This is a genomic window from Candidatus Flexifilum breve (genome assembly GCF_016713355.1).
Genome location: NZ_JADJPI010000035.1, coordinates 1,233,090 through 1,256,010 on the forward strand (window position 1 = coordinate 1,233,090; position 22,921 = coordinate 1,256,010).

At 61.1% G+C, this 22,921-nt stretch carries 20 protein-coding genes; 9 read left to right on the plus strand and 11 right to left on the minus strand.

All coding sequences use genetic code 11. The annotated features are described in order from the left end of the window. Window positions 1-20: 20 nt before the first annotated feature. Entirely contained in the window at window positions 21-1,121 is a 1,101-nt protein-coding gene (locus IPK17_RS28280; RefSeq protein ID WP_343421045.1) for a dipeptidase, read from the plus strand. 392 nt (window positions 1,122-1,513) lie between these two features. Here the strand turns inward: IPK17_RS28280 and IPK17_RS28285 are convergent, their stop codons facing one another. Continuing rightward, a complete protein-coding gene (locus tag IPK17_RS28285) occupies window positions 1,514-3,337 on the minus strand; it encodes a glycoside hydrolase family 2 protein (protein ID WP_343421046.1) in 1,824 nt (607 codons plus the stop codon). Between the two features lie 230 nt (window positions 3,338-3,567). Next, the gene (locus IPK17_RS28290; protein ID WP_343421047.1) at window positions 3,568-4,020 is read right to left on the minus strand and encodes an Lrp/AsnC family transcriptional regulator; all 453 of its coding nucleotides are present in this window, start codon (window positions 4,018-4,020) and stop codon (window positions 3,568-3,570) included. A 131-nt stretch (window positions 4,021-4,151) separates the two neighbouring features. Here IPK17_RS28290 and IPK17_RS28295 point away from each other — a divergent pair, with 131 nt between their 5' ends. Together IPK17_RS28295 and IPK17_RS28300 are read left to right on the plus strand one after the other, a co-directional pair. Beyond that, on the plus strand, window positions 4,152-4,787 hold the full coding sequence (locus IPK17_RS28295) for a class I SAM-dependent methyltransferase (RefSeq protein WP_343421048.1): 636 nt from the start codon (window positions 4,152-4,154) through the stop codon (window positions 4,785-4,787). Window positions 4,788-5,012: 225 nt separating this feature from the next. Continuing rightward, the gene (locus IPK17_RS28300; RefSeq protein ID WP_343421049.1) at window positions 5,013-6,176 is read left to right on the plus strand and encodes a cysteine desulfurase family protein; all 1,164 of its coding nucleotides are present in this window, start codon (window positions 5,013-5,015) and stop codon (window positions 6,174-6,176) included. 74 nt (window positions 6,177-6,250) lie between these two features. Here the strand turns inward: IPK17_RS28300 and IPK17_RS28305 are convergent, their stop codons facing one another. Further along, window positions 6,251-7,705, minus strand: a complete 1,455-nt coding sequence (locus tag IPK17_RS28305) for a DEAD/DEAH box helicase (protein ID WP_343421050.1) — start codon at window positions 7,703-7,705, stop codon at window positions 6,251-6,253. A 516-nt stretch (window positions 7,706-8,221) separates the two neighbouring features. Here IPK17_RS28305 and IPK17_RS28310 point away from each other — a divergent pair. Then, window positions 8,222-8,689, plus strand: coding sequence for a DUF2243 domain-containing protein (locus IPK17_RS28310; RefSeq protein WP_343421051.1), 468 nt, complete (start codon window positions 8,222-8,224; stop codon window positions 8,687-8,689). A 30-nt stretch (window positions 8,690-8,719) separates the two neighbouring features. Next, entirely contained in the window at window positions 8,720-9,577 is an 858-nt protein-coding gene (locus tag IPK17_RS28315) for an MBL fold metallo-hydrolase (RefSeq protein ID WP_343421052.1), read from the plus strand. A 3-nt stretch (window positions 9,578-9,580) separates the two neighbouring features. On the opposite strand, the gene IPK17_RS28320 is transcribed toward IPK17_RS28315, so the two are convergent. Then, window positions 9,581-10,603 carry a Gfo/Idh/MocA family protein gene (locus tag IPK17_RS28320; RefSeq protein ID WP_343421053.1) on the minus strand — a complete coding sequence of 341 codons (1,023 nt, stop codon included), beginning with the start codon at window positions 10,601-10,603 and terminating at the stop codon, window positions 9,581-9,583. 229 nt (window positions 10,604-10,832) lie between these two features. Between IPK17_RS28320 and IPK17_RS28325 the strand changes: the two genes are divergently transcribed. Both IPK17_RS28325 and IPK17_RS28330 read left to right on the plus strand, forming a co-directional pair. Beyond that, the gene (locus tag IPK17_RS28325; protein ID WP_343421054.1) at window positions 10,833-12,494 is read left to right on the plus strand and encodes an ABC transporter substrate-binding protein; all 1,662 of its coding nucleotides are present in this window, start codon (window positions 10,833-10,835) and stop codon (window positions 12,492-12,494) included. Between the two features lie 454 nt (window positions 12,495-12,948). Beyond that, window positions 12,949-14,265 carry an MFS transporter gene (locus IPK17_RS28330; protein WP_343421055.1) on the plus strand — a complete coding sequence of 439 codons (1,317 nt, stop codon included), beginning with the start codon at window positions 12,949-12,951 and terminating at the stop codon, window positions 14,263-14,265. Between the two features lie 76 nt (window positions 14,266-14,341). On the opposite strand, the gene IPK17_RS28335 is transcribed toward IPK17_RS28330, so the two are convergent. From IPK17_RS28335 to IPK17_RS28345, 3 genes are read right to left on the minus strand one after another with little or no spacing between them, the layout of a single operon-like run. Continuing rightward, the gene (locus tag IPK17_RS28335) at window positions 14,342-14,905 is read right to left on the minus strand and encodes a hypothetical protein (RefSeq protein ID WP_343421056.1); all 564 of its coding nucleotides are present in this window, start codon (window positions 14,903-14,905) and stop codon (window positions 14,342-14,344) included. Then, window positions 14,902-15,804, minus strand: a complete 903-nt coding sequence (locus IPK17_RS28340; protein WP_343421057.1) for an ABC transporter permease — start codon at window positions 15,802-15,804, stop codon at window positions 14,902-14,904. The genes IPK17_RS28335 and IPK17_RS28340 overlap by 4 nt, the downstream gene beginning before the upstream one ends. Window positions 15,805-15,826: 22 nt before the next feature. Next, window positions 15,827-16,861 (minus strand): ABC transporter permease, encoded by a 1,035-nt coding sequence (locus tag IPK17_RS28345; protein WP_343421058.1) that lies wholly within the window; start codon window positions 16,859-16,861, stop codon window positions 15,827-15,829. Window positions 16,862-17,072: 211 nt separating this feature from the next. Here IPK17_RS28345 and IPK17_RS28350 point away from each other — a divergent pair, with 211 nt between their 5' ends. Beyond that, window positions 17,073-18,110 carry an aldo/keto reductase gene (locus tag IPK17_RS28350; RefSeq protein WP_343421059.1) on the plus strand — a complete coding sequence of 346 codons (1,038 nt, stop codon included), beginning with the start codon at window positions 17,073-17,075 and terminating at the stop codon, window positions 18,108-18,110. A 275-nt stretch (window positions 18,111-18,385) separates the two neighbouring features. Here IPK17_RS28350 and IPK17_RS28355 read toward each other — a convergent pair whose 3' ends face one another. From IPK17_RS28355 to IPK17_RS28365, 3 genes are read right to left on the minus strand one after another with little or no spacing between them, the layout of a single operon-like run. Then, window positions 18,386-18,868 (minus strand): glycosyltransferase, encoded by a 483-nt coding sequence (locus tag IPK17_RS28355; RefSeq protein ID WP_343421060.1) that lies wholly within the window; start codon window positions 18,866-18,868, stop codon window positions 18,386-18,388. Further along, on the minus strand, window positions 18,855-19,652 hold the full coding sequence (locus tag IPK17_RS28360) for a glycosyltransferase (protein WP_343421061.1): 798 nt from the start codon (window positions 19,650-19,652) through the stop codon (window positions 18,855-18,857). The genes IPK17_RS28355 and IPK17_RS28360 overlap by 14 nt, the downstream gene beginning before the upstream one ends. 43 nt (window positions 19,653-19,695) lie before the next feature. After that, window positions 19,696-20,310 (minus strand): TetR/AcrR family transcriptional regulator, encoded by a 615-nt coding sequence (locus IPK17_RS28365; protein WP_343421062.1) that lies wholly within the window; start codon window positions 20,308-20,310, stop codon window positions 19,696-19,698. A gap of 182 nt (window positions 20,311-20,492) precedes the next feature. On the opposite strand from IPK17_RS28365, the gene eno reads away from it, so the two are divergent. Beyond that, the gene (gene eno, locus IPK17_RS28370; RefSeq protein ID WP_343421063.1) at window positions 20,493-21,755 is read left to right on the plus strand and encodes a phosphopyruvate hydratase; all 1,263 of its coding nucleotides are present in this window, start codon (window positions 20,493-20,495) and stop codon (window positions 21,753-21,755) included. Window positions 21,756-21,841: 86 nt separating this feature from the next. Here the strand turns inward: eno and IPK17_RS28375 are convergent, their stop codons facing one another. Continuing rightward, a complete protein-coding gene (locus tag IPK17_RS28375; RefSeq protein WP_343421064.1) occupies window positions 21,842-22,852 on the minus strand; it encodes a M20/M25/M40 family metallo-hydrolase in 1,011 nt (336 codons plus the stop codon). Window positions 22,853-22,921 lie beyond the last annotated feature (69 nt).

The following is a 22,921-nucleotide window of genomic DNA, read 5'->3' on the forward strand; positions in this document are numbered from 1 at the left end:
TGCAAGCGAAAGCAGTCCACATGACAGACGCAGCCACCCGCGCTCGGGAACTCCAGCGGCAGGCGCTGGTGATCGACGGGCACAGCGATATTCTGATTCCAGTCACGGACGGTAAAATGCGGCTCGGCGACCGCGTCGTCGTGCCGGATCCGCTCGGTTGGCAACCGCCGTTTACAGCGACACACGGCATGAACGAGGTTTTCGGTTTTCCGCAGCACGCGCTCACCTACGGGCCGATGGGTCAGTACGACATCCCCAAGCTGGTCGATGGCGGGGTGACGGTGCAGATCTGCGCGATCTACATTGAAGACGGGCAGCTCGATTGGAGTCTCAAACGCGGGCTGGAGATGACGTGGGCACTGCATCAGGCGGTTGCCGAGAACCCCGGCTTTGAACTTGTCACGACGGCGGCGGATATTCGCCGCATCAAGCGCGAGGGTAAAACTGGCGCGATTCTCTCATTTGAAGGCTTCGAACCGCTCGGTTCCGACCTACGCCTGCTTGACCTCTACTACAAGCTGGGTCTGCGCGTCGCCAGCCTGACCCACGTGCGCCGTACACCATTCGCCGATGGCTGCTACGCCGCCGATCAACCCGGCGGCCTCACTGAGCTCGGCAAGCAGGCGGTCAAACGCATGAACGAACTCGGCATTGTCATCGATCTCGTGCACATCGGTTGGCCCGCCTTCTGGGAAGTCATCGGTCTGACCACCGCCCCGGTGATCCTCTCGCATTCGACCAGCACGCAGTTCCCCGACGAGAACACCGAAGCGGGGGCGCTCGGCAGCATTCCCCGCCCACACCTTGATCCACAGCGGGATCGCGCCGTGCTCGAAGCGGTCGCCAAAACGGGTGGCGTGTTGGGAATCATCTGGTTCTATCAGCGCGATGTCGATACCGTGATCCGCGACATCGAGACGGCGCTAGACATTATGGGGCCGGATCACGTGGGGCTTGGCTCAGATTTGTACGGTCTGGAACTCGCGCCACCCGGTTTGGAGGACATCTCCAAAGTCCCGGTACTTACACAGCGGTTGGTTGAACGGGGCCACTCCGACGAGACGATCCTCAAGTTCCTCGGCGGCAACTACTTGCGCGTCTTCGAGCAGGTGTGGAAGTAACGCGAGTCATGGTAGGGGCGCACTTCTGGGCAAGCAATGTTGGCTCCCCTCCCTGAATTCGGTTGAGGACAGGACACTTTTAACATGGGGAACCATTAAGGCGCTCGTTTGAGGGAAAATGTGTTGTGTAGGGACGCGCAACGGCGCGTCCGTTTTCGCCCGCATTCCGGCGGACGCCCCGTTGGGCGTCCCTACAATTCTCCCCTCGATAGTTAAAACTGTCCCTCCGTCAACTGAATTCGGGGAGGGGCCGGGGGTGGGGTCGGCAGCTGAACATTTTCAACCTGCGCCTGCCTCGCACAGTAGGGGAGGGGCGAGCCCCTCCCCTACTGATTGACCTGCCGCCTCTCACCGCTTGCACGGAAGAGGGGATGCTGGGCTAGCTTTGCTGATTAGCCCTCGGCCATTTCAATCGCCGCCGGACGCTGCTGCGCCAAACGGATGCATTCCATATCGAACTTGGTCGAGCGGTCAAAGCGGTAAACGCCATTCTGCTCCTGAAACACGTCCGTCAACTGCGTGTAGCAATAGCCGAACATGTTCACATCATCGAGCAGCGCCGCGAACAAGCGGTTGAAGCGGTCGTAGAACTCGTCGAGCGTCTTGGGACGTTCGCCGTAGCCCCATGAGACTTCACCCGGCTTCACATCGGGGTTCCACCAGATGCCACCGAACTCGCTGACAAAATACGGCTGTCCCTTGTACGGCAGCGACCAGTTCGGGTTGCGTACCATATGTGACGGCACGCCCCAGTCGTTGAAGTGATTGAGGAACGGTTTATCTTCGGCCAGCCCCGCGTGGCGCTTGGCGAAGGTGTCCGGGTCCTGCGTGTAATCGTGGCTGTCGTAGATGTCGGCGTTCGGCACGCGGTGCGAGTAGCCGGAGGTATCCAGCACGGGGCGCGTGGTGTCCATCGCCTTGGTCGCCAGATACATGCCCTGCGTGATCACATCCAACTGCGTGATGTTGTCCGTGATCGACTGCCACGTCTCGTTGAGCGGACACCAACCGATGATCGCCGGGTGCGAATAGTCGCGTTCCAGCACTTCCAACCACTCGGTGATGTACGCCGCCGTTGGCATCTGATGTTCGCCGTCCAGCGGGCCGTTGTGACTGCACCCCCAGTCGCCAAACTCACCCCACACGAGATAACCTAAGCGATCTGCATGGTACAGGAAGCGTTCTTCGAAGACTTTCTGGTGCAGGCGCGCCCCGTTGAAGCCCGCCGCCATGCTCAGTTCGATATCACGGCGCAGCGCTTCGTCTGAAGGCGCGGTCATGAGGCCATCGGGGTAGTAGCCCTGATCCAACACTAGCCGCTGGAAGACGGTCTTGCCGTTCAGCTTGACCGCTTTGCCGACGATGGCGATGCTGCGCAGCCCGGCGTAGCTCTGCGCGCGGTCGACGACGTTGCCCTGCGCGTCGATCAAGCTGATCTCCAGATCATACAGGTGCGGATCGGTGGTCGACCACAGGCGCTTGCGGTCTGCCGGAATGGGCAGGTCGAGGCGCGGGGCGAGATCGTATTCCGCCGAGGTTTCCGCGGTCACGACCACGCCCGCCGCATCTTTGAGCACGGCACGCAGGCGCAGACCGGGGCGATTGTTCGTGATCGGCTGTTCGAGGCGAATCGTGCTGTTCGCCACATCCGGCGTGATGCGCGGGCGGCGCAGCGCGAGCTGCGGCACGGGTTCGAGCCAGACCGTCTGCCAGATCCCGGTCGTGCGCACATAGATCGCGCCTTCCGGCCCATATTCGCGTGCCTGCTTGCCGCGCGGCTGCGGTGCCGTGCGTGGATCGCGCGCGCGCACCACCAGCGTGACCGTCTCGCCCGGCTGGGCGACCCCGTCGAGGTCAAAGGTGAACGAAGCGAAACCGCCGCGATGCCGCCCGACTTCCTGACCGTTCACCCACACGGTCGTGTCATAGTCGACTGCCTGAAAGTGCAGCAGCACGCGCTGGCCAGCCCATGCCTCCGGGATGGTCACCGTGCGGCGATACCACACAGCGTGGTAGTAGTCGAGATTGTTGATGCCTGACAGCAGCGATTCTGGGCAAAATGGCACAGTAATCCGATCTTTCAGGTCGCGGGTGAGCAGGCCGCGGTCGAGACCGCTGTCGCCTTGATCCGCCTCAAACTGCCATTCACCGTTCAGGCATAACCAGTCCGCGCGCACAAACTGTGGGCGAGGATATTCACTACGAGGGAGAGTCATCGAGGTACCTCTTTAGACATCCATGCAAGATAAAGGTGCGGCAGGTACAAACTTTTATGTCCACGCCAGTGATTGGATCTGCGGCTGACGGCTTGCTTCACCACCAGCCCCGCTATAAAGTTGTTTTGCTTGGGTTGGTCTATTAAAAACGCAGGGACACAACTCAGTTTGACTATGATGTTATCAGGCTCTGAAACGTTAAACAAATGCATGCATCAACGAAATTCGGACTATTTTTCCGGCGGCGTAAACGCTAACGGCTGCGACCGTTCGGCCAGCACCAGCGACGTGGAGACGTTGCCGTGAATACTCAAACGGTTGACAAGCGCTTCGACGGCTTCCACTGAATCCAGACTCGCTTTGATGAGCACATCGCGATCTCCGGTGATGTGATAGCACTCCGTTACCCCCGGTTGGCGCAGCGCAAACTCACTGATCGGCGTGCACTGCCCCGTCTTCGAAATCACCTGAATGAACACGGTAATCGGCAAGCCGAGCGGGCGCGGGTTGATCGCGGCGTGATACCCGGTGATGATGCCATCGTCTTCCAGACGGCGCACACGTTCGGCCACCGCCGGCGCAGTCAGCCCGACCCGGCGGCCAATCTCCGAATAAGTTGCCCGCGCATTCGTCTGCAATTCGTCGAGAATCCGCCGACTGGTGTCGTCAATTTCAAAGCGCACAGCCGCCCCCGTCCTTTACCTTCAATCTGAAACTATCCTAGCGCAAATACCTTCGGTCGTGCATGGTCACGCGCGCCAAATCTCATTACAGTGATAGCTAATCGTTTTCACCTTAAACGCGGAGGCGTAGCATGAGCAGTACCGTCTATTTCAACCAGATCGCCGATCAATGGGATACCATGCGGCAGAGCTTCTTTCCGGATGCCGTACGCGAAGCGGCCCTCGCCGCGGCAGATGCACAGCCCGGCGACCGTGCCGCCGATATTGGCGCGGGCAGCGGTTTCATCACCGAAGTCCTGCTCAACGCCGGGCTGACCGTCGCCGCCGTCGACCCCTCTGAGCCCATGCTCGCCATTATGCGTGAGAAATTCGGGGCGAACGACCGTCTCGAACTGCACCTGGGCACAGCCGAGCCGATTCCCCTACCCGATGCATCGGTCAACTACACCTTCGCCAACATGTGCCTGCACCATGTCGAAACGCCGCCCAACGCGATTCGTGAGATGGCTCGGATTCTGCGTCCCGGCGGCAAGCTGATCATCACCGATCTCGACCCGCACACCTTCCGCTTTCTGGTCGAAGAGCAGCATGATCGCTTTGACCGCGCCGAGATCGCACGCTGGTTCGTGAACGCAGGTTTGACCGAGGTCACCGTGACCAGCGTAGGCTCGAACTGCTGCGCTGATTCGGAGTGTGGCACGCAGCGCGCCGCGGTCAACATCTTCATCGCGGTCGGGGTCAAGGCGCTGTCACCCACCAACACATGACATAAGCGACTTGACAAGTCATCTAATGCGCGCTATCTTTATCCGCATGCATTAAGAGCGGCTCTGCTGATGCAGAGTCCGGCAACCTCGGCAACTGTGCCCAAGGTGCCCATCCACTCGTTGTGGAGATGTGGTCGCACACCCTGTGCTGCGGCAACTACCAAACAGTGGACTCTTTTACCCGCCTGATGCTGCGGGTTTTTTGTTTCTAAAGGAGTCTATACCATGATTTACCTCGACCATTCTGCGACCACGCCCACCGATCCGCGCGTTGTGGACGCCCTTCTGCCCTATTTCACCAACCAGTTCGGCAACCCGTCCTCATCCCACACCATTGGCCGCGACGCCGAACATGCGCTGACCACCGCCCGCGCGACCGTCGCCCGCTTGCTCAACTGCCAACCCAACGAGATTATCTTCACGAGCGGCGGTTCGGAGAGCGATAACATCGCCGTGCGCGGGGCGGCGTGGGCGAACCGTACGCGGGGCACGCATCTGGTCACCACGCCAATTGAACACGGCGCGGTGCTCAAGACGGTCGAGCAGTTGGCCGATGTGCAGGGCTTCACCCGCACGCTGATCGAGGTAGATCGCTTCGGCACAGTCACGCCCGCGGCATTTGAACGCGCGCTGCGCCCGGAGACGACCTTCGCCAGCGTCATGTATGCGAACAACGAAATCGGCACCGTGCAGCCGATTGCCGAACTCGCGGCCATCGCTCGCGCCCGCGGCATCATCTTCCACACCGATGCGGTGCAGGCGGGCGGCCAGCAGCCGCTCGATGTACAGGCGCTCGGCGTGGACTTGCTCAGCCTGTCAGCGCACAAGTTTTACGGTCCCAAGGGGATCGGCGTGCTGTACGTGCGCGGCGGCGTGGATCTGTGTACGAGCCAGACGGGTGGCGGGCAGGAATTCAGTATCCGCGCGGGCACGCAAAACGTCGCGCTGATCGTTGGTCTCGCCAAAGCGCTGGAACTCGCCTACGCCGATTTCGAAGCGCGCTGCGCCCACTTCGCCCGCCTGAGCGACCGCCTGATTGACGGTGTGCTCAGCCACATCCCGGGCGCACAGCTCACCGGGCATCCCGAAAATCGCCTGTGCACCCATGCCAGCTTCGTCTTCGCGGATGTACCCGGCGGCGTGCTCGTCAGCGAACTGGATCGCGCGGGCATTTGTGCGAGCAGCGCCTCGGCGTGCAAAGCGGGCAGTTCTGCACCCTCCGGCGTGCTGACCGCGCTCGGCTATACGCGCGAACTCGCTTCGGCCAGCCTGCGCCTCACGGTCGGGCTGCACACCACCGACGCCGACATCGACACGGCGGTCGATACGCTCGCCGGGATTATCGACCGACTGCGCGCGGAACAGCCCGCGCTGGTCGCCGGACACTAACAGCCAAGGCAGCTAGTGACTGAATCAAAAACGCTCACCTGATTGGTGAGCGTTTTAGTTTGCCCCGGATGCCGCTATTCGTACTGGCTGCTCTTGCGCGATTGGTTGTTTCGCGACTGCGGGCGATTATTCGAGCTGTGCCGCGGCGCGCTGCCGTTGGTGTTCGCGTTCGTGCGCCCCGCCGACCCGCTGTTGTTCGAGCCATTGCGCGGTGTCCCGCTGGTCGGGCTGGCAGCCGCCCGCCCCGAGCCGTTGCCCTGCGTCCCGGTGCGCGGCGCGCCACTGCTGGACGAGGTGGCACCCGGTCGACCGCCACCATTGCGCTGCGACTGATCGCGACGCGGCTGATTCTGCTGCTGACGCTGCTTGGGCTGCGCTGCAGGTGCGGCGGATACCGTCGATGCCCACGGGTGATCGTACACCACGGGCACCCGCAGGCGGATCAGCTTTTCCACATCGCGCAGATAGGCACGCTCTTCGAAATCGCAGAACGAGTACGCCACCCCTGACGCTCCGGCGCGCGCCGTGCGCCCAATGCGGTGCACGTAGCTTTCCGGGATGTTGGGCAGGTCGTAGTTGATGACGTGTGTCACATCTTCCACGTCGATGCCGCGCGCGGCGATATCGGTCGCCACCAGCACGCGCGTTTTGCCGGTCTTGAAGTTCTCCAGCGCGCGTTCGCGGGCGCTCTGTGATTTGTTACCGTGGATCGCTTCAGCCTGAATCGACGAGCGTTCCAACTGCTGCACGAGCTTGTTCGCGCCGTGCTTCGTCCGCGTGAACACCAGCACGCGCCGGATCGACTTATCGTCCAGCAGGTGTTCGAGCAGCGCGCGCTTGTCATTTTTCTCGACAAAATACACCGACTGCGCGATCTTCTCGACGGTCGTCGCCTGCGGCGTGACTTCCACGTGCACCGGGTTGACCAGAATCTGGTCAGCCAGTTCCTGAATGTCGGCGGGCATGGTCGCGGAGAACAGCAGCGTCTGCCGCTTGGTGGGCAGCATCTGGATGATCTTGCGCACATCATGGATGAAACCCATGTCGAGCATGCGGTCGGCTTCGTCCAGCACGAAGATTTCGATAGTGTTCAGGCGCACGAGCCCCTGTCCCATCAGGTCGAGCAGGCGTCCCGGCGTCGCGACGAGGATATCCACGCCGCGGCGCAGCGCCGTCACTTGCGGCTGCTGGCCGACACCGCCGAAGATCACCGTGTGCCGCAGGGGCAAATGCCGCCCGTAAGTCGCGAAGCTGTCGCCGATCTGGCTGGCGAGCTCGCGGGTTGGCGACAAGACCAGCACACGCGTCGTACCCGCCGGGCGGGTCGACTTCTGGGCGGTCAGCCGCTGCAAAATGGGCAGTGCAAACGCGGCGGTCTTACCCGTGCCCGTCTGCGCGCAGCCCACAACGTCCTTGCTGGCGAGGATGTGCGGAATCGCCTGCACCTGGATCGGTGTCGGCTCAGCATAACCCTCGGCGCTCACTGCGCGCAGCAAAGGATCGATTAGATTCAGTTCGTTAAATTTCATGTAACCTCTAACATCGACTCCCAGAATGGCATCCAACAGACGCATGTGCGCCAGTGGTTCTGGAAGAAAAAACTGGGGATACGAAATTATAGCACAGAATTACTTCAAATATCCAGCGTGAGTGTTGGCTCACAAACGCGTTGAAAAAAGGGGAATTCCGACCCCACCCCCGGCCCCTCCCCGAATTCAGGGAGGGGAGACCGATTTCCTCCTCGCCCCGCTTGCGTGGGAGAGGGGGCCAGGGGGTGAGGGGCGTGATACGGCAATTGCACCAATTATGCAATAGCGTCATGCCTCGTGCTGAACAGTTTGGCCGACGATCACGCTATTCAACGGAATTACGAGCACACCTTCCCCCTACACAAGCAAAAAATAATCGATCTTTCGATTGGCTTCCCAGACACCCTCATGTCTGCGCCTTAGAATTTGCTGTGCATGCGCGCTAGATCATCCACCTGGTCACCCTCCAACCGCCATAATGACGCTATGACCGCAGCATCTGTCAGGGGGTAGGCGATGACGCCACACACGGGACGGCGCACCTTTGTGCGCGCTGGAGTTGTCTTCGGGTTGGGTCTGGGCGGTTTCTTCGACGGCATTGTGCTGCACCAGATTCTGCAGTGGCATCATCTATTGAGCGACGCAGGCTACCCGCCGACCACACTCGAAAATCTGCAAATCAACACGCTGGCCGATGGTCTGTTCCATGCCTTGACGTGGATCCTGACGGTCGTCGCGCTGTTTCTGTTCTGGCGCGCGTACCAGCGCGGACAGCGCGTGCGTTCAATCAGCATCTTGATCGGCAGCGTGCTCATGGGCTGGGGGATCTTCAACCTCGTCGAAGGCATCGTCGATCATCACATCTTACAGATTCACCATGTGCGTCCCGGCCCGGATCAAGCCCTGTGGGATAGCGGTTTTCTGGTGTGGGGCGCGCTGATGTTGGGGATCGGCTACCTGCTCACGCGGCGCGAGTCCGCTTGACAGGCCCGACGTCCCGGATATACTGCGCGCATGACTGAGATAAAATTTGCTCAACTGACTGATCACTTCTACTGGCTGGCACCTGGGCCGCCGGATCGCCCAACGCTCGGCGCGGTCGTCGGGGAACGGGCGACGCTGCTGCTCGATGCGGGCGCATCGACCGCGCACGCGCGGCTGTTCCTCGACCAGCTCAAGTCAGCCAATGTCCCACTGCCGCAGTATGTTGCCTTGACGCACTGGCATTGGGATCACGTTTTCGGCGCGGAAGCGCTCGGCGTCCCCGTGATCGCGCATGCGCTGACTGCGCAGCAGTTAGTCCCGCTGGCAACGTATTTATGGGACGACGCGGCGCTGGATGCTCGTGTGGCAAGTGGCGCAGAAAGCAGCTTTTCGGCGGAGAACATCAAGCTTGAGCTGCCGGCTCCGCGCAGCGTGCGCATCGTCCCACCAACGTTCACCTTTACCGACCGCCTCACCCTCGACCTCGGGGGCGTGACGTGCACGCTCCAGCACGTGGGCGGCGAGCATGCGGCGGATTCGGTTGTCGCCTATATCGAACCGGATCGTGTACTGTTCCTTGGGGACTGCCTGTATCCGCTCATCTACGGCGTGCCGACGTGGCAGTACACGCGGTCCAGCGTGCTCCCGCTACTCGACAAGGTGAGCGCATTCGGGGCGCAGCACTATCTCGAAGGCCATGGGGCGGGCTTGGTCTCACAGGCGGAATTCACGCGCCTGACGGGGCAGATGCGGCTCGTCGCTGACCTGGTGGCCGTTCACGGCGCCGATGAAGCGGCGATCCTCGCGGCGGCGGACCGCGCGGGTCAGCCTCGCGATGAAGACCTGCTCGATTTCGTGCACGCCTTCATCGCCGGGTTCTCTAAGTGACGCTTATGACGTGAGGGCGACAGGTTTGTTGGTCCGCGCCGATTCGTAGACCGCGAGCGCGCTGCGCAGGAATTCGCGGCTCAGGCTGAGCGGCACGACTGGCGCCGCGCCATCCAGCAGGCAGGCTTCCATCGCTTCGACTTCCATCTGCCAAGGGTTGGTGGCAGGCAGGACGATGTTCTCCTCCGAGCCGTCACGATTGGTGATCTGGATGACCGGGTCAGCACCAAAAGCTGTGCGTCCTTGCATGCCGGGGAACCAGGGCGCCGACGTGCGGATCATTCCCTCGGTGCCGATATACTGCGCCCCTTGTACCAACGGCGCGCGGAACCCGGAGTAGATCTGCGCGACCACATCGTCGGCGAAGCGGAGCTGCGCGCTCATGCTCACATCCACGCCGCTCTCGCCGATCTCCTGCACCGCCCACACTTCCTGTGGCGCGCGCCCACCCGTCACCATGATCGACAGGCTGTTGGGGTACACGCCCACATCCCAGAACGAACCGCCATCCAGATCGGGATGCAGCCGGATATTGTCCGCATTCTCCGGCGGCAGGTGATAACTGAACCAACTGTTGATCAGATGCAGCTTGCCAATGCGCCCCTGCTGCACCAGTTCCGCGACCTTGCGGTTCTGCGGCGCGTGCAGCGCCATGAACGCCTCGAACACAACCACATTGTTCGCCTGCGCCGCCGCGGCAATCAAGTCGAAGTCGGCCATCGTGGTCACGAGCGGCTTTTCCAGCAGCACATGCTTGCCCGCCTGCGCCGCCTTGACCGTCCATTCGGCATGGAGCTTGTTCGGCAGCGGGTTGTACACCACGTCGATATCCGGGTCGGCGAGCAGTTCTTCATACGTTCCATAGGCGGTCGGGATGCCGCGCTGGCTGGCGTAGGCACGCGCCGCTTCCGTCGTGCGGCTGGCCACGGCGCGCAGATCGCTGCGCGGCGCCCCGTTAATCGCATGAATCAGCGCGTCGTTGATTTTCGCTGTCGAGATAATCCCCCACCGCAGTCGTTTGGTCATCAGTATTATCCTTCGCATCAGGTTTAGGTTAGGCGCGTATTCTATGCGAGCGGCGGCGCATCTGCCACAGGTCAAAATGAGCATGATCGATCGCTCGGCACACGGAGAACTGAATCGGCTGTCAGGGAAGGATTAGCGCTTTACAAATTTGTTGCATTCATTATAGAAGCCTGTTACGATGAGAATGACCAGATTTATTTACCCTATTTCCACGCGAGGAGCCTTCTTTATGAGACGGTTGGCATTCTGTTTAGCACTCCTACTGCTGCTTGCTCTACCCGCATCCCTCGTTCTCGCGCAGGATGGCGATACCATCGTCATTCGCGGCTTCGGGAACATCGTGACTTTCAACCCGGCCTTTACCAATGACGGCGCGTCGTATCAGGCGTCCAACCTGATCTGGCCGTCCCCGGTCAAGGTGGACAGCTTCACGGGCGAGACGATCCCCGGCCTCACGACGTGGACCGTGTCGGACGATGGGCTGACTTACACCTTCACCATTCAGGAAGGCGCCATGTGGAGCGACGGCACGCCGATCAGCTCCGCGGATATGAAGTTCGTCATTGATGCCACCATGTCGGACGTCGAAACCGTGTGGGAATCCAACGCGGCGCTGATCGACTCGGTCAACCTCATCGACGACCGGACGTATGAAGTCGTGCTCAGTGCCGTTAGCTGCACTGCGCTCAGCGACTTCGGCGCGTTCCGCTTTCTGCCGTCGCACCGCTTCGCTGCCGATTTCAGCGACTTTGAAACCAGCGACTTCAACATGAACCCCGACGTCAGCGGTGGCCCCTACATCCTCGAAGAGTGGGCGCCTGACGAATTCCAGCGCTTCCGCGCCAACCCGACTTACTGGGGCGGTGAAGTGCCGATTCCGTTCCTGATCAACCGCGTGATCGGCGAGCAGTCGGTCGCCGTGCAGGCAATTCAGGCGGGCGAAATCGACTACACCTATTTCCAGGGCGATCTGTTCGCGCAAATTCTCGATACCAGCAGCTTGCAGTATCAGGCGTTCCCGCAGCTCACCGTCAACTTCCTGTCGATGAACTGGGCTGACCCGACGAATCCGCAGGCCGCCTATGACGACGCGGGCAACCTGATCGAACAAGCGCCACATCCGATTTTTAGTGATGTCGCTGTGCGCCGCGCGGTCGCCATGGGTTATAACAAGGGCGACATTCTGGAAACGCTCGGCGGCGCCGAAGGCGGCACCCCGCTGATCGGCACCGTCGCCCCGTCCATCACATGGGCGTATAACAGCGAGATCGAGCCGTATCCGTTTGACCCGGTCGCCGCCGCCGCCCTGCTCGACGAAGCGGGCTGGACGATCAACGAAGCGACTGGCATCCGTGAAAAGGATGGTGTGCCGCTCGCCTTCACCATCACCTACAGCGACATTCTGCTGCTGTTCGAAACGACCGCGCTCGTCGCGCAGGATCAGCTCAGCCAGCTCGGCATGGATGTCACGCTGAATAAGGTGGAATGGGCGAACTACATTCAGGATGTGTATCTCGGTCAGATGTACGATGCGACGCCGATGAGCAACAGCGGCGGCACCACCCCGCCCGACCCGAATGACTTCATGTCGCTGGTCAACAGCGCGGAAGACGTGCCCGGCAGCGGTAACAATCTGGCGTCGTATGTGAACCCGGAAGTCGACCGCCTGATCCTCGAAGGCCGCACCACCCCCGGCTGCGCGCCCGCTGATCGGGCTACTTCCTACTATCAGATTCAGCAGATTCTGCACGACGATGTCGCCTACGACTTCACCTTCACGCCGAACATCTTCCAGGTGATGAACGCGCGCGTGAACGGCTTCAACCCCGGCCCGTCGTGGGTGTTCTACGGCTACACCGATCACGTTGCTGAGTGGTCTATCGGGGACTAGTCGTTTAATCTTCTCTGAATTGGTTTCGGTAGGGGCGCACCGCGGTGCGCCCCTACACTTTGAAATACGTGCCCGATAAACCCTTCAAGTAAAGATGAATAGATCTTTTGGAATATTTGGGGATTTTGCGAATGCGATAGATCGAGCCCCTACGAGAAGAATCGCTTTTGTGTAGGGACGCAATTTTTTTGTCCCCTTTTATTAAGCTCATTGCGTCCGCCGCCCCTAAACAGACTTCACGCTGTTCGGCGGAGCTACCGACCTACCCTGGCCTAAACTGATTAGGAAACGCGCTTCACTACCCCACAGAACAGACTCCACGCAGCATTTCCTTACCAAATGTACGCTTAGGATTCAAGTAGTTTTGGCACAATTCAGTCCGGTTACAGAAGTGACACGAGAAGTCTGGTTTAATACAGCGTGTGCTGAACAAAAAAGTAGAGGCTAGAAATTTATGTCAGTAGCGCAAAATCCCACTTACGATGCCGATCGGCCGGTTGGCTACTGGCAGCTTATCAAACAGAATTCTCGCTTTCGAACGCTGTGGATCGCCCAGTTGATCTCGATGGCGGGCGACTGGTTCAACAGTGTGGCCGTGCTGGGGTTGGTTTTGCAGCTGACGCGCAGTGGATTCGGCGCGAGCCTGGTTCTGCTGGCCAGCACCGTCCCGATGTTCTTCCTGATGCCCATCGCCGGCCCCGTGGCCGATCGTTTTGACCGGCGCACCCTGATGATCCTCGCGAATCTTTTCTCGGCAGCCGTCTCGCTCCTGTTCATCCTCGTCAAAACGGAAGACATGGTCTGGCTGCTGTACGTCGCCAATATTCTGCTGATCGTCTCAGCCTCGTTCTTTAGCCCGGCGAGTTCGGCCAGCATCCCAAATATCGTGACGCGCGGCGAATTGTTTGCCGCCAATGCCCTCGCCGGCGCGTCTTGGGGCGTCATGGTGATGGTCGGTTCCGCATTGGGCGGGATTGTCTCGACACTTTTGGGCCGCGACATCGCGTTTGTCATCAATGCCCTGTCATTCCTGATTGCGGCCGGCCTGATCGCCCGGGTCGAGATACCGAGTCCGCATGTGACCAACCAACCGCTGAGTCCAGTCAAGGATTTCATCGAGGGGATGCGCTATCTGCGCCGCTATCTGCCCGCACTGGCACTGGTGGGCATCGAGTTGGGTTGGGGTTTTGGAGTCGGCGTCGTCGTGCTGCTGAGTGTGTTGGGAACCCAGGTTTTCCAGGCGGGCGATGCCGGGATCGGGGTTCTGTATGCGGGGCGGGGACTGGGTGTGCTCATGGGTCCGTTCGTCGTACCCGTCGTTGCCGGAAACGACATCAAGAAGCTGCGGCGGGCGGTCTGGTTGTCCTTTATGTTGGCCGGTATAGGCTACCTGATCGTCGCCCTTGCCGCTTGGAACAACACCTTGTGGTTGGCGTTTCTCGGGCTGATGGTCGCGCATTTCGGCGGTGGAGTGGTGTGGGCAGTGGGCAGCATTCTGCTCCAGATCACCACACCAGATCGGCTGCGGGGGCGAGTACTGTCCGTCAACAGCGGGCTTGGCACCCTCGGATCAGGAATCTCAACCCTGTTCTTCGGGCTGGCGCTGCAAGCGGGCAGTTCACCGATGACGCTCGCGGTGGTTGGCGCAGCGATCTTTGCCAGTTGGGGCGCATTCTGGGCACTGATGACAGCCGGCGGCCCATTTCATATTTCAAAAGCCACCATGGTCGACTCAGAACAGCGCGTGACGCGCACGCAGTCGGCGGACTAGAGCCTCTGCGGACAACGCAGGTCTTGTCGGTCAGCAGCTAAAGACCTTGGCGGCCTATTTCCGCCGAGGTCTTTCTTTATTCCAGAATGCGCGCGCTCGCCAGCACCGCTTCAAGGAGCGGCGCGCTCGTCGGCCACTGCGCCAGCGGCGCGTTGAGCGCGAACACATAGATGAGGCCGTTGGCCGCCTGCGCCGCGACCACCCGCGAGTGAAACTGCGGGTCGGTCGGGCTGTCCCCGCCTTCCAGATCGAGCTGTAAAGCTTCGCGGCCATCCAGCGCCGTCGTCACCACCTCGCCGATTTGCTGCCATGCTCGGTCAGGGCGCAGCGCCCCCTGCCGCAAATAGGTGTTCAGCGCCGCGCCGAGACTCCCCTCGTCCGCCAGCGCGGTGCTGCGCTGCACGGTGAAGGTCGCGCCCGGTTCGCCGCGCTGCGCCGCCGGGTCGGCCAGCAGCAGAATGTTCTGGATGGGGATCGACACCTGCCAACCATCCGGATACTGGAACGAGAACGCGGTCGGGCTGCCCGTATAGGTGTGAATCAGCGCCGAGCGGCTCTGCTGAGTGGACACGATCACCCCCGCCACCACCAGCGCGACGACGATCAGAACCGCGATCAGTGCGGGTAAGCGGCGTTTCATCGGCGGTTCCGGCGCGGATCGAGGGCGTCGCGCAGACCATCGCCCACCAGATAAAAGCACAGCACGGTCACCAGAATGAAAATCCCCGGCCACACGACCAGATGGATCCCCGTGACGAAGTACGAGCGTGAATCGGTCAGCATGTTGCCCCACGTCGGCGTGGGCGGCTGCACCCCGACGCCCAGATAGCTCAGGCCGGATTCGGTCAGGATGAGATTGCCCGCGATGATCGTCAGCGTGACGATGATTAGTGGCAGGATGTTGGGCAGAATGTGCAGCACGGCGATGCGCAGGTTGCTCGCGCCAACCGCCCGTGCGGCCAGCACAAAATCGCGCTCCTTGAGCGCCAGCGTTTCGCCGCGCACGAGGCGGCTCGTCCCAATCCAGCCGAGCGCCGCCAGAATCAGGATCAGCACTTCGGCAGAGGGTTGCCAGAGCGCTGCCGCGACGAGCAGCAGGAACAACGGCGGAATCGCGTTCAGCGTGTTGATCAGCCAGGTGATGAGATCGTCGATGCGCCCGCTGTAATAGCCCGAGGCGAGGCCCAGCGTGACGCCGATCAGCACGGCGAGCACGCTGGCGCTGTAGGCAATCGCCAACGAGATCCGCCCGCCGTACAGGATGCGGATCAACTGGTCGCGGCCTAAGTGATCCGTGCCTAAGAGATGTCCTTCCGTGCCGGGAAGCTGGAAACGGTCGGTGACGGCCGTGCGCGTGGCGTTCAAGCCAAAGGTGTCTTCGAGGATCGGCGGCGCGATAATACATGCGACCGTCAACAGCAGCAGTGTCAACAGCGCCAGCATGCTCAGGCGGTCGCGCAGAAAATGAGCAAAAGCGACCTGCCACAGCGACCGGGCGCGGCGTTTCTCAGCCGGATCTAATTTGACAATGCTCGGCATACTCTCAACTCGGCTCATTGTGTCATCTCAGGCGAATACGCGGATCAAGCAGGACATACAGCACGTCGGAAATCAACACGCCGAGGATGAACAGGATTGAGGCGATGACCACCGACCCCATCACCAGCGGATAGTCGCGCTGAAACACGGCGTTGACCACCAACCGCCCTAACCCCGGCCAGCTAAAGACCTGCTCGATGATCACCGCTCCCGCGAGCAAACTGCCGAGCGCTGGGCCGATGAAGGTTGCAATCGGGATGAGCGCATTGCGGATGGCGTGCAGCCACCACACCCGCCGGTCGCGCATGCCCTTCGACTGCGCCGTGCGAATATAGTCCTGTTCTAAGACTTCGAGCAGTTCGGTGCGCATGAAACGCGACACATAGGCGATTGTGCCGAATGAGAGCACGGTGACGGGCAAAATCATGAAGCGCAGGGTCTCCCACAGGTTGAAGCCCGTGTCGCGGCTGGCAATGTCGCGCATGCCACCCATCGGCAGCAGGTCAAGCTGCACGCTGAAGATGATAATCAGCACCAGCCCGAGCCAGAACGCCGGAATCGAGTTGCCGAGCACGGACAAAACGCGCACCACATGATCGATCCACGTTTTGTGGTAGACCGCCGCCAGCACACCGAGCGCGATGCCCAGCCCATAGCCGACGAGCAGTGCGCTGAAGGTGAGCAACGTCGTCGCCAGAATGCGTTCGCCGATCAACTCCAGCACCGGACGATTCTGTTTGATCGAGTCGCCGAGGTCGCCGCGCAGCAGCCCAAGCCGCTCACCGCGTTCGTCGCCGACCCCGTCCCCGTTGGTATCGATCATCAGCCAATCGTTACCCACCAACCAGTACAGGTACTGCGTGAGCGGCGGCTGATCGAGCCCCAAGCGCCGCCGCAGCGCCTCGGTCAGCTCTGGGTTATTCGACGACACCGGATTGAACGTGATCAGCGCGATAGGGTCACCGGGCGCGGACAGGATCAGCATAAATGTGATGATGGTGATGCCGAAAAACGTCGGCACACTCTGGATGAGCCGTTTGACGATGTAATTCCCCATTCAGTCCTCGCTGAGATGACAGACAGCGCCCATTTCGGTCAGAGACAGTGGAAGCAGAGTTGATGTGCGACTGGCAAACGAATTGCATCTCCTGAGTGTAGCGAAGAATCCGCCGCGCGTGTAGCAGTTCCCCAAATTGGAATTTTGGGCGAAACGCGGCACACTTATGTGCGTTTTGATCTGCTCATATGATAGAAGGACTCCCAACGCTATGTCGAACGCGCCGCGCTTTCTCCCCGCCGAGGACGGAGTTGATCCCGCCCTCGTCCCGTACCGCCAGCTCTACACGGGCAGCAAAATCCCCGCTATCGGGTTAGGCACTTTCGGGTCAGACAAATATTCCCCGCCGGAAGTCGCCGCGGCGGTCAAAGAGGCGCTGCGCGTCGGCTACCGTCACATCGACTGCGCGGCCGTCTACGGCAACGAACACCTGATCGGCCCAGTGCTGAGCGAAGCCATCGCGCAAGGGCTGCCACGTGAAGAATTGTGGATTACGTCGAAGCTGTGGAACGACAAACACGCGGAGGCGGATGTCATCCCCGCTTTTGAGAAGTCGCTGCGCGAACTTCAGCTTGACTACCTTGACCTGTACCTGATTCATTGGCCATTCCCGAATCACCACGCGCCGGGCGTCGATGTCAACTCGCGCGATCCACATGCCGTACCCTACATCCACGAGAACTTCATGCAGACGTGGCGGCAGTTGGAAACGCTGGTCGACCGCGGCCTCGTGCGCCACATCGGCACGTCGAATATGACGGTCCCTAAGCTCAAGCTGCTGCTGCGTGACGCCCGCATCAAGCCCGCGGTCAACGAAATGGAACTGCATCCGCACTTCCAGCAGACGGAACTGTTCGACTTCGTGCAGGCGAACGGTCTGGTGCCGATTGGCTATTCGCCGATTGGATCGCCAAGCCGCCCGGAACGCGACCGCACCGCCGATGACACGGTCGACGTGGACGATCCCGTCATCGTGCGCATTGCCGAACGCCTCGGTTTACACCCGGCAGTGGTGTGCATCAAGTGGGCGATTCAGCGTGGGCAGGTGCCGATTCCGTTCTCGGTCAAGCGCTCACAGTTCCTCGGCACGCTGCGCGCCATCGTTGGCGAACCGCTCACCGCGGCGGACATGCAGGCCATCGCCGGCATCGACAAGAACTGCCGTCTGATCAAGGGGCAGGTGTTCCTGTGGGAAGGCGCGAAAGACTGGGAAGACCTGTGGGATCTTGACGGGGAAATCGCGCGGTAACTTGGGGGCATAGCGTAGAGATGATTTGGGGACAGTGGATGCCATGAAAAGGTGTCTGGAAAGCACAGCGCTATCTTGATGTGAGAGGTTTTTTGTAGGGACAAAACATGCCTTGTCCTCTCTATCCTTCTCTAGAAATTAGGACGAGGCATGCCTCGTCCCTACAGGTGATAACCTGATTGGACACCATCTGAATGCCGTCCCGACACAGAAACTTCTTCTCGTCGGGACTTGTTTGATCGCGTCCGCTGTCACCGCAACCCAAGTGCCGCCGTCTAACGTTTCGACCGCAAATAGCGCTCTATACTAGCGACCGCGCTGTCGACGCCATCTTCCGCACGGATCTTCTGTCCGAGATCGGCCGCCTGCTGCCGCATCCCCTGATCCGTCACTGCGGCGGTGATCGCTTCACCTAACCGTGCACCCGTCAACTGCTTGCGCGGAATCGGTCGCGGCCCCACGCCGACCGCCACCGCGCGGCTGCCCCAGAACGGCTGATCCAGACCGAACGGCACAATGATCGACGGCACGCCCGCGCGGAAACCCGCCGCCGTCGTCCCCGCGCCACCATGATGCACCACCGCCGCCATGCGCGGGAAGAGCCAACTGTGCGGCAGCGCCGAGATCAGGTGCACATTGTCCGGCAGCTCGGTCGGCTTCAGCCCACCCCAGCCCGACGCCAACACCCCGCGCTGACCGGAGCGCCGGAGCGCTTCGAGCGCGATCTGTCCAGACTCTTCCGGGTTACGGCTGCTCATGCTGCCAAACCCGATGTACACGGGTGGATGCCCCGGCGTTGAGAAAATCGACCAGATCGGCGGGCGGCTGCCAGCTTTCCGGCTCATCGAGGAACCAATAGCCCGTCACCGTGTACCGCGCTGACCAGTCGGCTGGGCGTGGCAGCACATGCGCGCTGTAGCCATAGAGCACGGGGGTATCCGCGCGGTCAAGTGCGCCAAATGGTCCCCAGAATGGCGGCTTGCGCAGCCCGACTTCCCGGCGCACCGCCGCATCGCCCGCCTTCGACATCTGCCAAAACATCTGGTGCAGCACGCGAAACGACAGCGGGTTGAGCACCGCGCCGAGCGGTAACTGCGTCGTGACCGGCGCGGGGAACGCGGTCGTCGGCGTGAACGGGAAGACATACGCTTGAATCACCGGAATCCGGCACTGTTCCGCTAGCGTGAACACGCCGCCCGTTCCTGCCACCCCGGTAACAATGACATCGCTGCCATCGAGCAGCGGCGGCAAACGGCGCGCCATATCGGCGGCGACCGTCTTCATTTCCGACTGCATGCCGCGCAGGATTTTGAGGAAGTTGCCGCCTTCCACGCGCTGACGCCATTCGTCGCTCTGCAAGCGTTCTTCGGCGCTGAACCCCATCGAACCGAATTCGAGACCCGCTTCGGCGGCTAAGGTGGCGAAATTATCACTGGATACCAAACGGACGGTGTAGCCCGCCCGCTGCAAGCCCCGCGCCAGCGCGAGGTAGGGTTGAACGTCTCCGCGCGTCCCGGACGCAACGACGGTGATCGTAGTCATAGGGTTGTGTGCTCCAATGTTATGTAGTGAGTCGGTCGTTTGCTCAGGCGGTCCGCGGCGTGAGGCCGTGTAGGATAAACGTGGTCAGCACGTCGGGCAGGTGCTCCCAGTGGTCGGTGAGCAGGTCGTCGTGCAGCGTGTATTCGAGCGTCAAACCGAGGATCATCCCCGCAATCGCCCGCACAATCAAGCGTGCTTCTAGGTCGTTGATGCCCTGCTGCGCCGCGTAGGCGAGGAAGTACGGCTCAACGCCGGCCAGCATCGGCTGCAGCACCTGCGACTGATAGCGCTGCCGCAGGTTGTCGTTGACCAGCATCTCCGACAACACGATGCGAAACAGGCCGAAATTGTCCTGCTTGAGCGCCATCAGCGGGTGATACAGGAACATGCGGACGAATGTCGGCACATCCAGTGAAGCAGGATCGGGCAGCACCGCATCCTGCAGAATGGAGGCGCGCATTCGTTCAAAAATGCCCATGAGCAGCGCGGGTTTGCTGTCGAAGTAGTTGTAGATCGTCCCATCGGCGATACCGGCCCGTTTGGCGATATCGCGAATGGTCGTCGAGTGAAACCCCTTCTCTGCGAAGACCAGCGCAGCAGCATCCAGTATTTGCTGCTTGCGCGCGGCGATCAACTGCTCTTGAATCGGATCGGTCACGGGATTGTGCTCCACATCTGCGTTTCTATCCCCATACTGAATACTCATTCACTGAAGTGAATGAGTATTCATTCACTGCTACTATCCTATGCGAGGTTTCGGCGTTTGTCAAGCGAACTGCGGTACACTTCACCGCACAACGATAGCTTTTCACAGATAGCTTCATCGAGGACGAGAGACTTATGCCCGAAATCGCTGCACTGCACGCGCTCGAAATACTAGACAGCCGCGGACGCCCCACCCTCTACTGCACCTGCACGCTGACCAGCGGCGCAATCGGTGCGGGCTCGATTCCGTCTGGCGCGTCGACGGGACGGGCGGAAGCCCACGAACTGCGCGACCGAGATCCACGGCGCTACCGCGGGCTCGGCTGTCAGCAAGCGGTGCACAACGTGAACGAAGTGATCATGCCCGCGCTCAAAGGTCAACCCTGCGCCGATCAAGCCGCGCTCGATGCCGCCCTCATCGCCCTCGACGGCACGCCGAACAAAGGGCGACTCGGTGCCAATGCCCTGCTCGCCGTGTCGCTCGCCTTTGCCCGCGCCTGTGCCGCTGAACAAGCGCTACCGCTCTACGCCTACTTCAGCGGCTTGCTCGGTGACGTGCCGCGCCGCCTGCCCCGCCTGACCGTCAATCTGTTCAGCGGCGGCAAACACGCGGGCGGTCAAGTCGCGATTCAGGATGTGCTGCTCGTGCCGCTCAAGCCGACCAGCGTGCGCGAGTCGCTGGCCATGCTGTATGACGTTTACCAGACCGCCGCTGAGTTAATCTTCGAGCGTTATGGGATGCGCCTGCTCACCGCCGACGAAGGCGGCCTCGCGCCTAACTTCCCCGACGACGAGACCATGCTGCATGACGCGGTCACAGCCATTGAACGTGCAGGTTACCGTCCCGGCGAGGATGTCGGTTTGGCGATTGATGTGGCCTCCAGCCACTTCTATACGGACGGGCGCTATCACCTGAACGGGCAGGACTTGACCGGGACGGAAATGATTGCGCAGATCGAGCGCTGGACGCGCGCCTACCCGCTGATCAGCGTAGAGGATGGACTATCCGAAGAAGATTGGCCACATTGGACACAGCTCACGGCGGCGCTGCCCGCGCGAGTGCTCGCCCTCGGCGATGATCTGCTGTGCACCAATCCGGAACGCATCGGCAAAGCGATTCGCCTGCAAGCGGCGACCGCGCTGCTGCTCAAGGTCAACCAGATTGGCACGTTCACCGAGGCAGCGCAGGCGGCACAGCTTGCACGGTCGGCGGGCTGGCAGATCGTGGTCAGCGCGCGCAGCGGCGAAACTGAAGATAACTGGTTAGCGGATCTTGCTGTTGGCTGGCACGGTGATTACATCAAGGTCGGCTCGATCACGCAGTCGGAGCGGTTGGCCAAGTACAACCGTCTGCTCATGATCGAAGCCGAAACCGGGCTGAGCATCCCGCGTGTGTAGACAGACTGTGTCGTTTGTAGGGGCAGACCTGTGTGTCTGCCCGCTTTGGGCGCACACATAGGTGCGCCCCTACCTGAGACTGTCAGTTATGTTTGATTCGACTGGCAAATCCGCGCGATGAGTTCGGCGAGCAAGGCCGTGCGCGGGACGATGCTGCTCTTGAGGATGTACTCGTTCGGGCTGTGATCCAGTCCGCCGACCGGGCCGAGACCGTCCAGCACGGGCAAGCCTTCGCTCGCGCAGATCGAACCGTCCGCCGCGCCGCCCGTCTTCGCACCTTTGAGCGGAAAGCCAAGTTCGGTGGCGATGTCAATCGCCATGCGCTCCAACCGCTCGACTTCCGCCGTGCGCGGCATGGGCGGCAGGCTGTCCTCTTCGACGTGCAGGCGGAACGTGACATCCGGAACAACTGCGCGTGCAAAGATCGCCCGCACCGCCGCTTCGATCTCCGCCAAGCCCTGCGGCGTGAACGAGCGCCCCTCAAACTTGATCTTGGCGTAATCCGGCACGACATTGCGGAGCTGACCGCCTTCGATGTAGCCCACATTCACGCTGATTTCGCGCGCCGGGTCGTTGAGCGCGTGCAGCGCCTCGATCTGCCGCGCCATGGCGAGAATCGCACTGCGGCCTTTCTCCGGTTCGACGCCGGAATGCGCCGCCCGCCCAAACGCCTCGCCCGCGAAGGCGCGAATGCCCTTGCGCGCCGTGACGATATCGCCATTTTCGCGTGCCGCTTCGAGTGTCAGCACCGCATCGCCCATATGACTCACGCGGCGAATGAGCGGCACGGCGTGGCGCTCATCGATCTCTTCGTCCGAGACGATCAGAAACACAATCTGCTCGTAGTCGTCAAAGCCGACCGCGTCGAGCGCTTCCAGCGCGTAGATGCCCGCCAGCAAACCGCCCTTCATGTCACACGCGCCGGGGCCGTTGATCACGTCGCCGTTGATACGCTGAAACCGCGCGTCGAGCCAATCGACCACATGGTTGACGTCGTCGCGGTCATACGAATACGAGTCCATAGCCGTCAGCGTGATCAGATCGGCCAGATAGTCGGAAAGGCGTGCTTCGAGGTAGGACACCAACTGCTTCATCATTTACTCGCTTCAATCGTCACTGTTTTGGTGGGGATTATCGCAGGCTTTGCGGCAGAGATCGAGCATGGG

Bases quoted from the DNA above. Each gene is read 5' to 3' on its own strand.
- IPK17_RS28280 (WP_343421045.1), top strand. From the start codon at position 21: ATGACAGACGCAGCCACCCGCGCTCGGGAACTCCAGCGGCAGGCGCTG.
- IPK17_RS28285 (WP_343421046.1), bottom strand. From the start codon at position 3,337: ATGACTCTCCCTCGTAGTGAATATCCTCGCCCACAGTTTGTGCGCGCG.
- IPK17_RS28295 (WP_343421048.1), top strand. From the start codon at position 4,152: ATGAGCAGTACCGTCTATTTCAACCAGATCGCCGATCAATGGGATACC.
- IPK17_RS28300 (WP_343421049.1), top strand. From the start codon at position 5,013: ATGATTTACCTCGACCATTCTGCGACCACGCCCACCGATCCGCGCGTT.
- IPK17_RS28305 (WP_343421050.1), bottom strand. From the start codon at position 7,705: ATGAAATTTAACGAACTGAATCTAATCGATCCTTTGCTGCGCGCAGTG.
- IPK17_RS28310 (WP_343421051.1), top strand. From the start codon at position 8,222: ATGACGCCACACACGGGACGGCGCACCTTTGTGCGCGCTGGAGTTGTC.
- IPK17_RS28315 (WP_343421052.1), top strand. From the start codon at position 8,720: ATGACTGAGATAAAATTTGCTCAACTGACTGATCACTTCTACTGGCTG.
- IPK17_RS28320 (WP_343421053.1), bottom strand. From the start codon at position 10,603: ATGACCAAACGACTGCGGTGGGGGATTATCTCGACAGCGAAAATCAAC.
- IPK17_RS28325 (WP_343421054.1), top strand. From the start codon at position 10,833: ATGAGACGGTTGGCATTCTGTTTAGCACTCCTACTGCTGCTTGCTCTA.
- IPK17_RS28330 (WP_343421055.1), top strand. From the start codon at position 12,949: ATGTCAGTAGCGCAAAATCCCACTTACGATGCCGATCGGCCGGTTGGC.
- IPK17_RS28335 (WP_343421056.1), bottom strand. From the start codon at position 14,905: ATGAAACGCCGCTTACCCGCACTGATCGCGGTTCTGATCGTCGTCGCG.
- IPK17_RS28340 (WP_343421057.1), bottom strand. From the start codon at position 15,804: ATGCCGAGCATTGTCAAATTAGATCCGGCTGAGAAACGCCGCGCCCGG.
- IPK17_RS28345 (WP_343421058.1), bottom strand. From the start codon at position 16,861: ATGGGGAATTACATCGTCAAACGGCTCATCCAGAGTGTGCCGACGTTT.
- IPK17_RS28350 (WP_343421059.1), top strand. From the start codon at position 17,073: ATGTCGAACGCGCCGCGCTTTCTCCCCGCCGAGGACGGAGTTGATCCC.
- IPK17_RS28355 (WP_343421060.1), bottom strand. From the start codon at position 18,868: ATGAGCAGCCGTAACCCGGAAGAGTCTGGACAGATCGCGCTCGAAGCG.
- IPK17_RS28360 (WP_343421061.1), bottom strand. From the start codon at position 19,652: ATGACTACGATCACCGTCGTTGCGTCCGGGACGCGCGGAGACGTTCAA.
- eno (WP_343421063.1), top strand. From the start codon at position 20,493: ATGCCCGAAATCGCTGCACTGCACGCGCTCGAAATACTAGACAGCCGC.
- IPK17_RS28375 (WP_343421064.1), bottom strand. From the start codon at position 22,852: ATGATGAAGCAGTTGGTGTCCTACCTCGAAGCACGCCTTTCCGACTAT.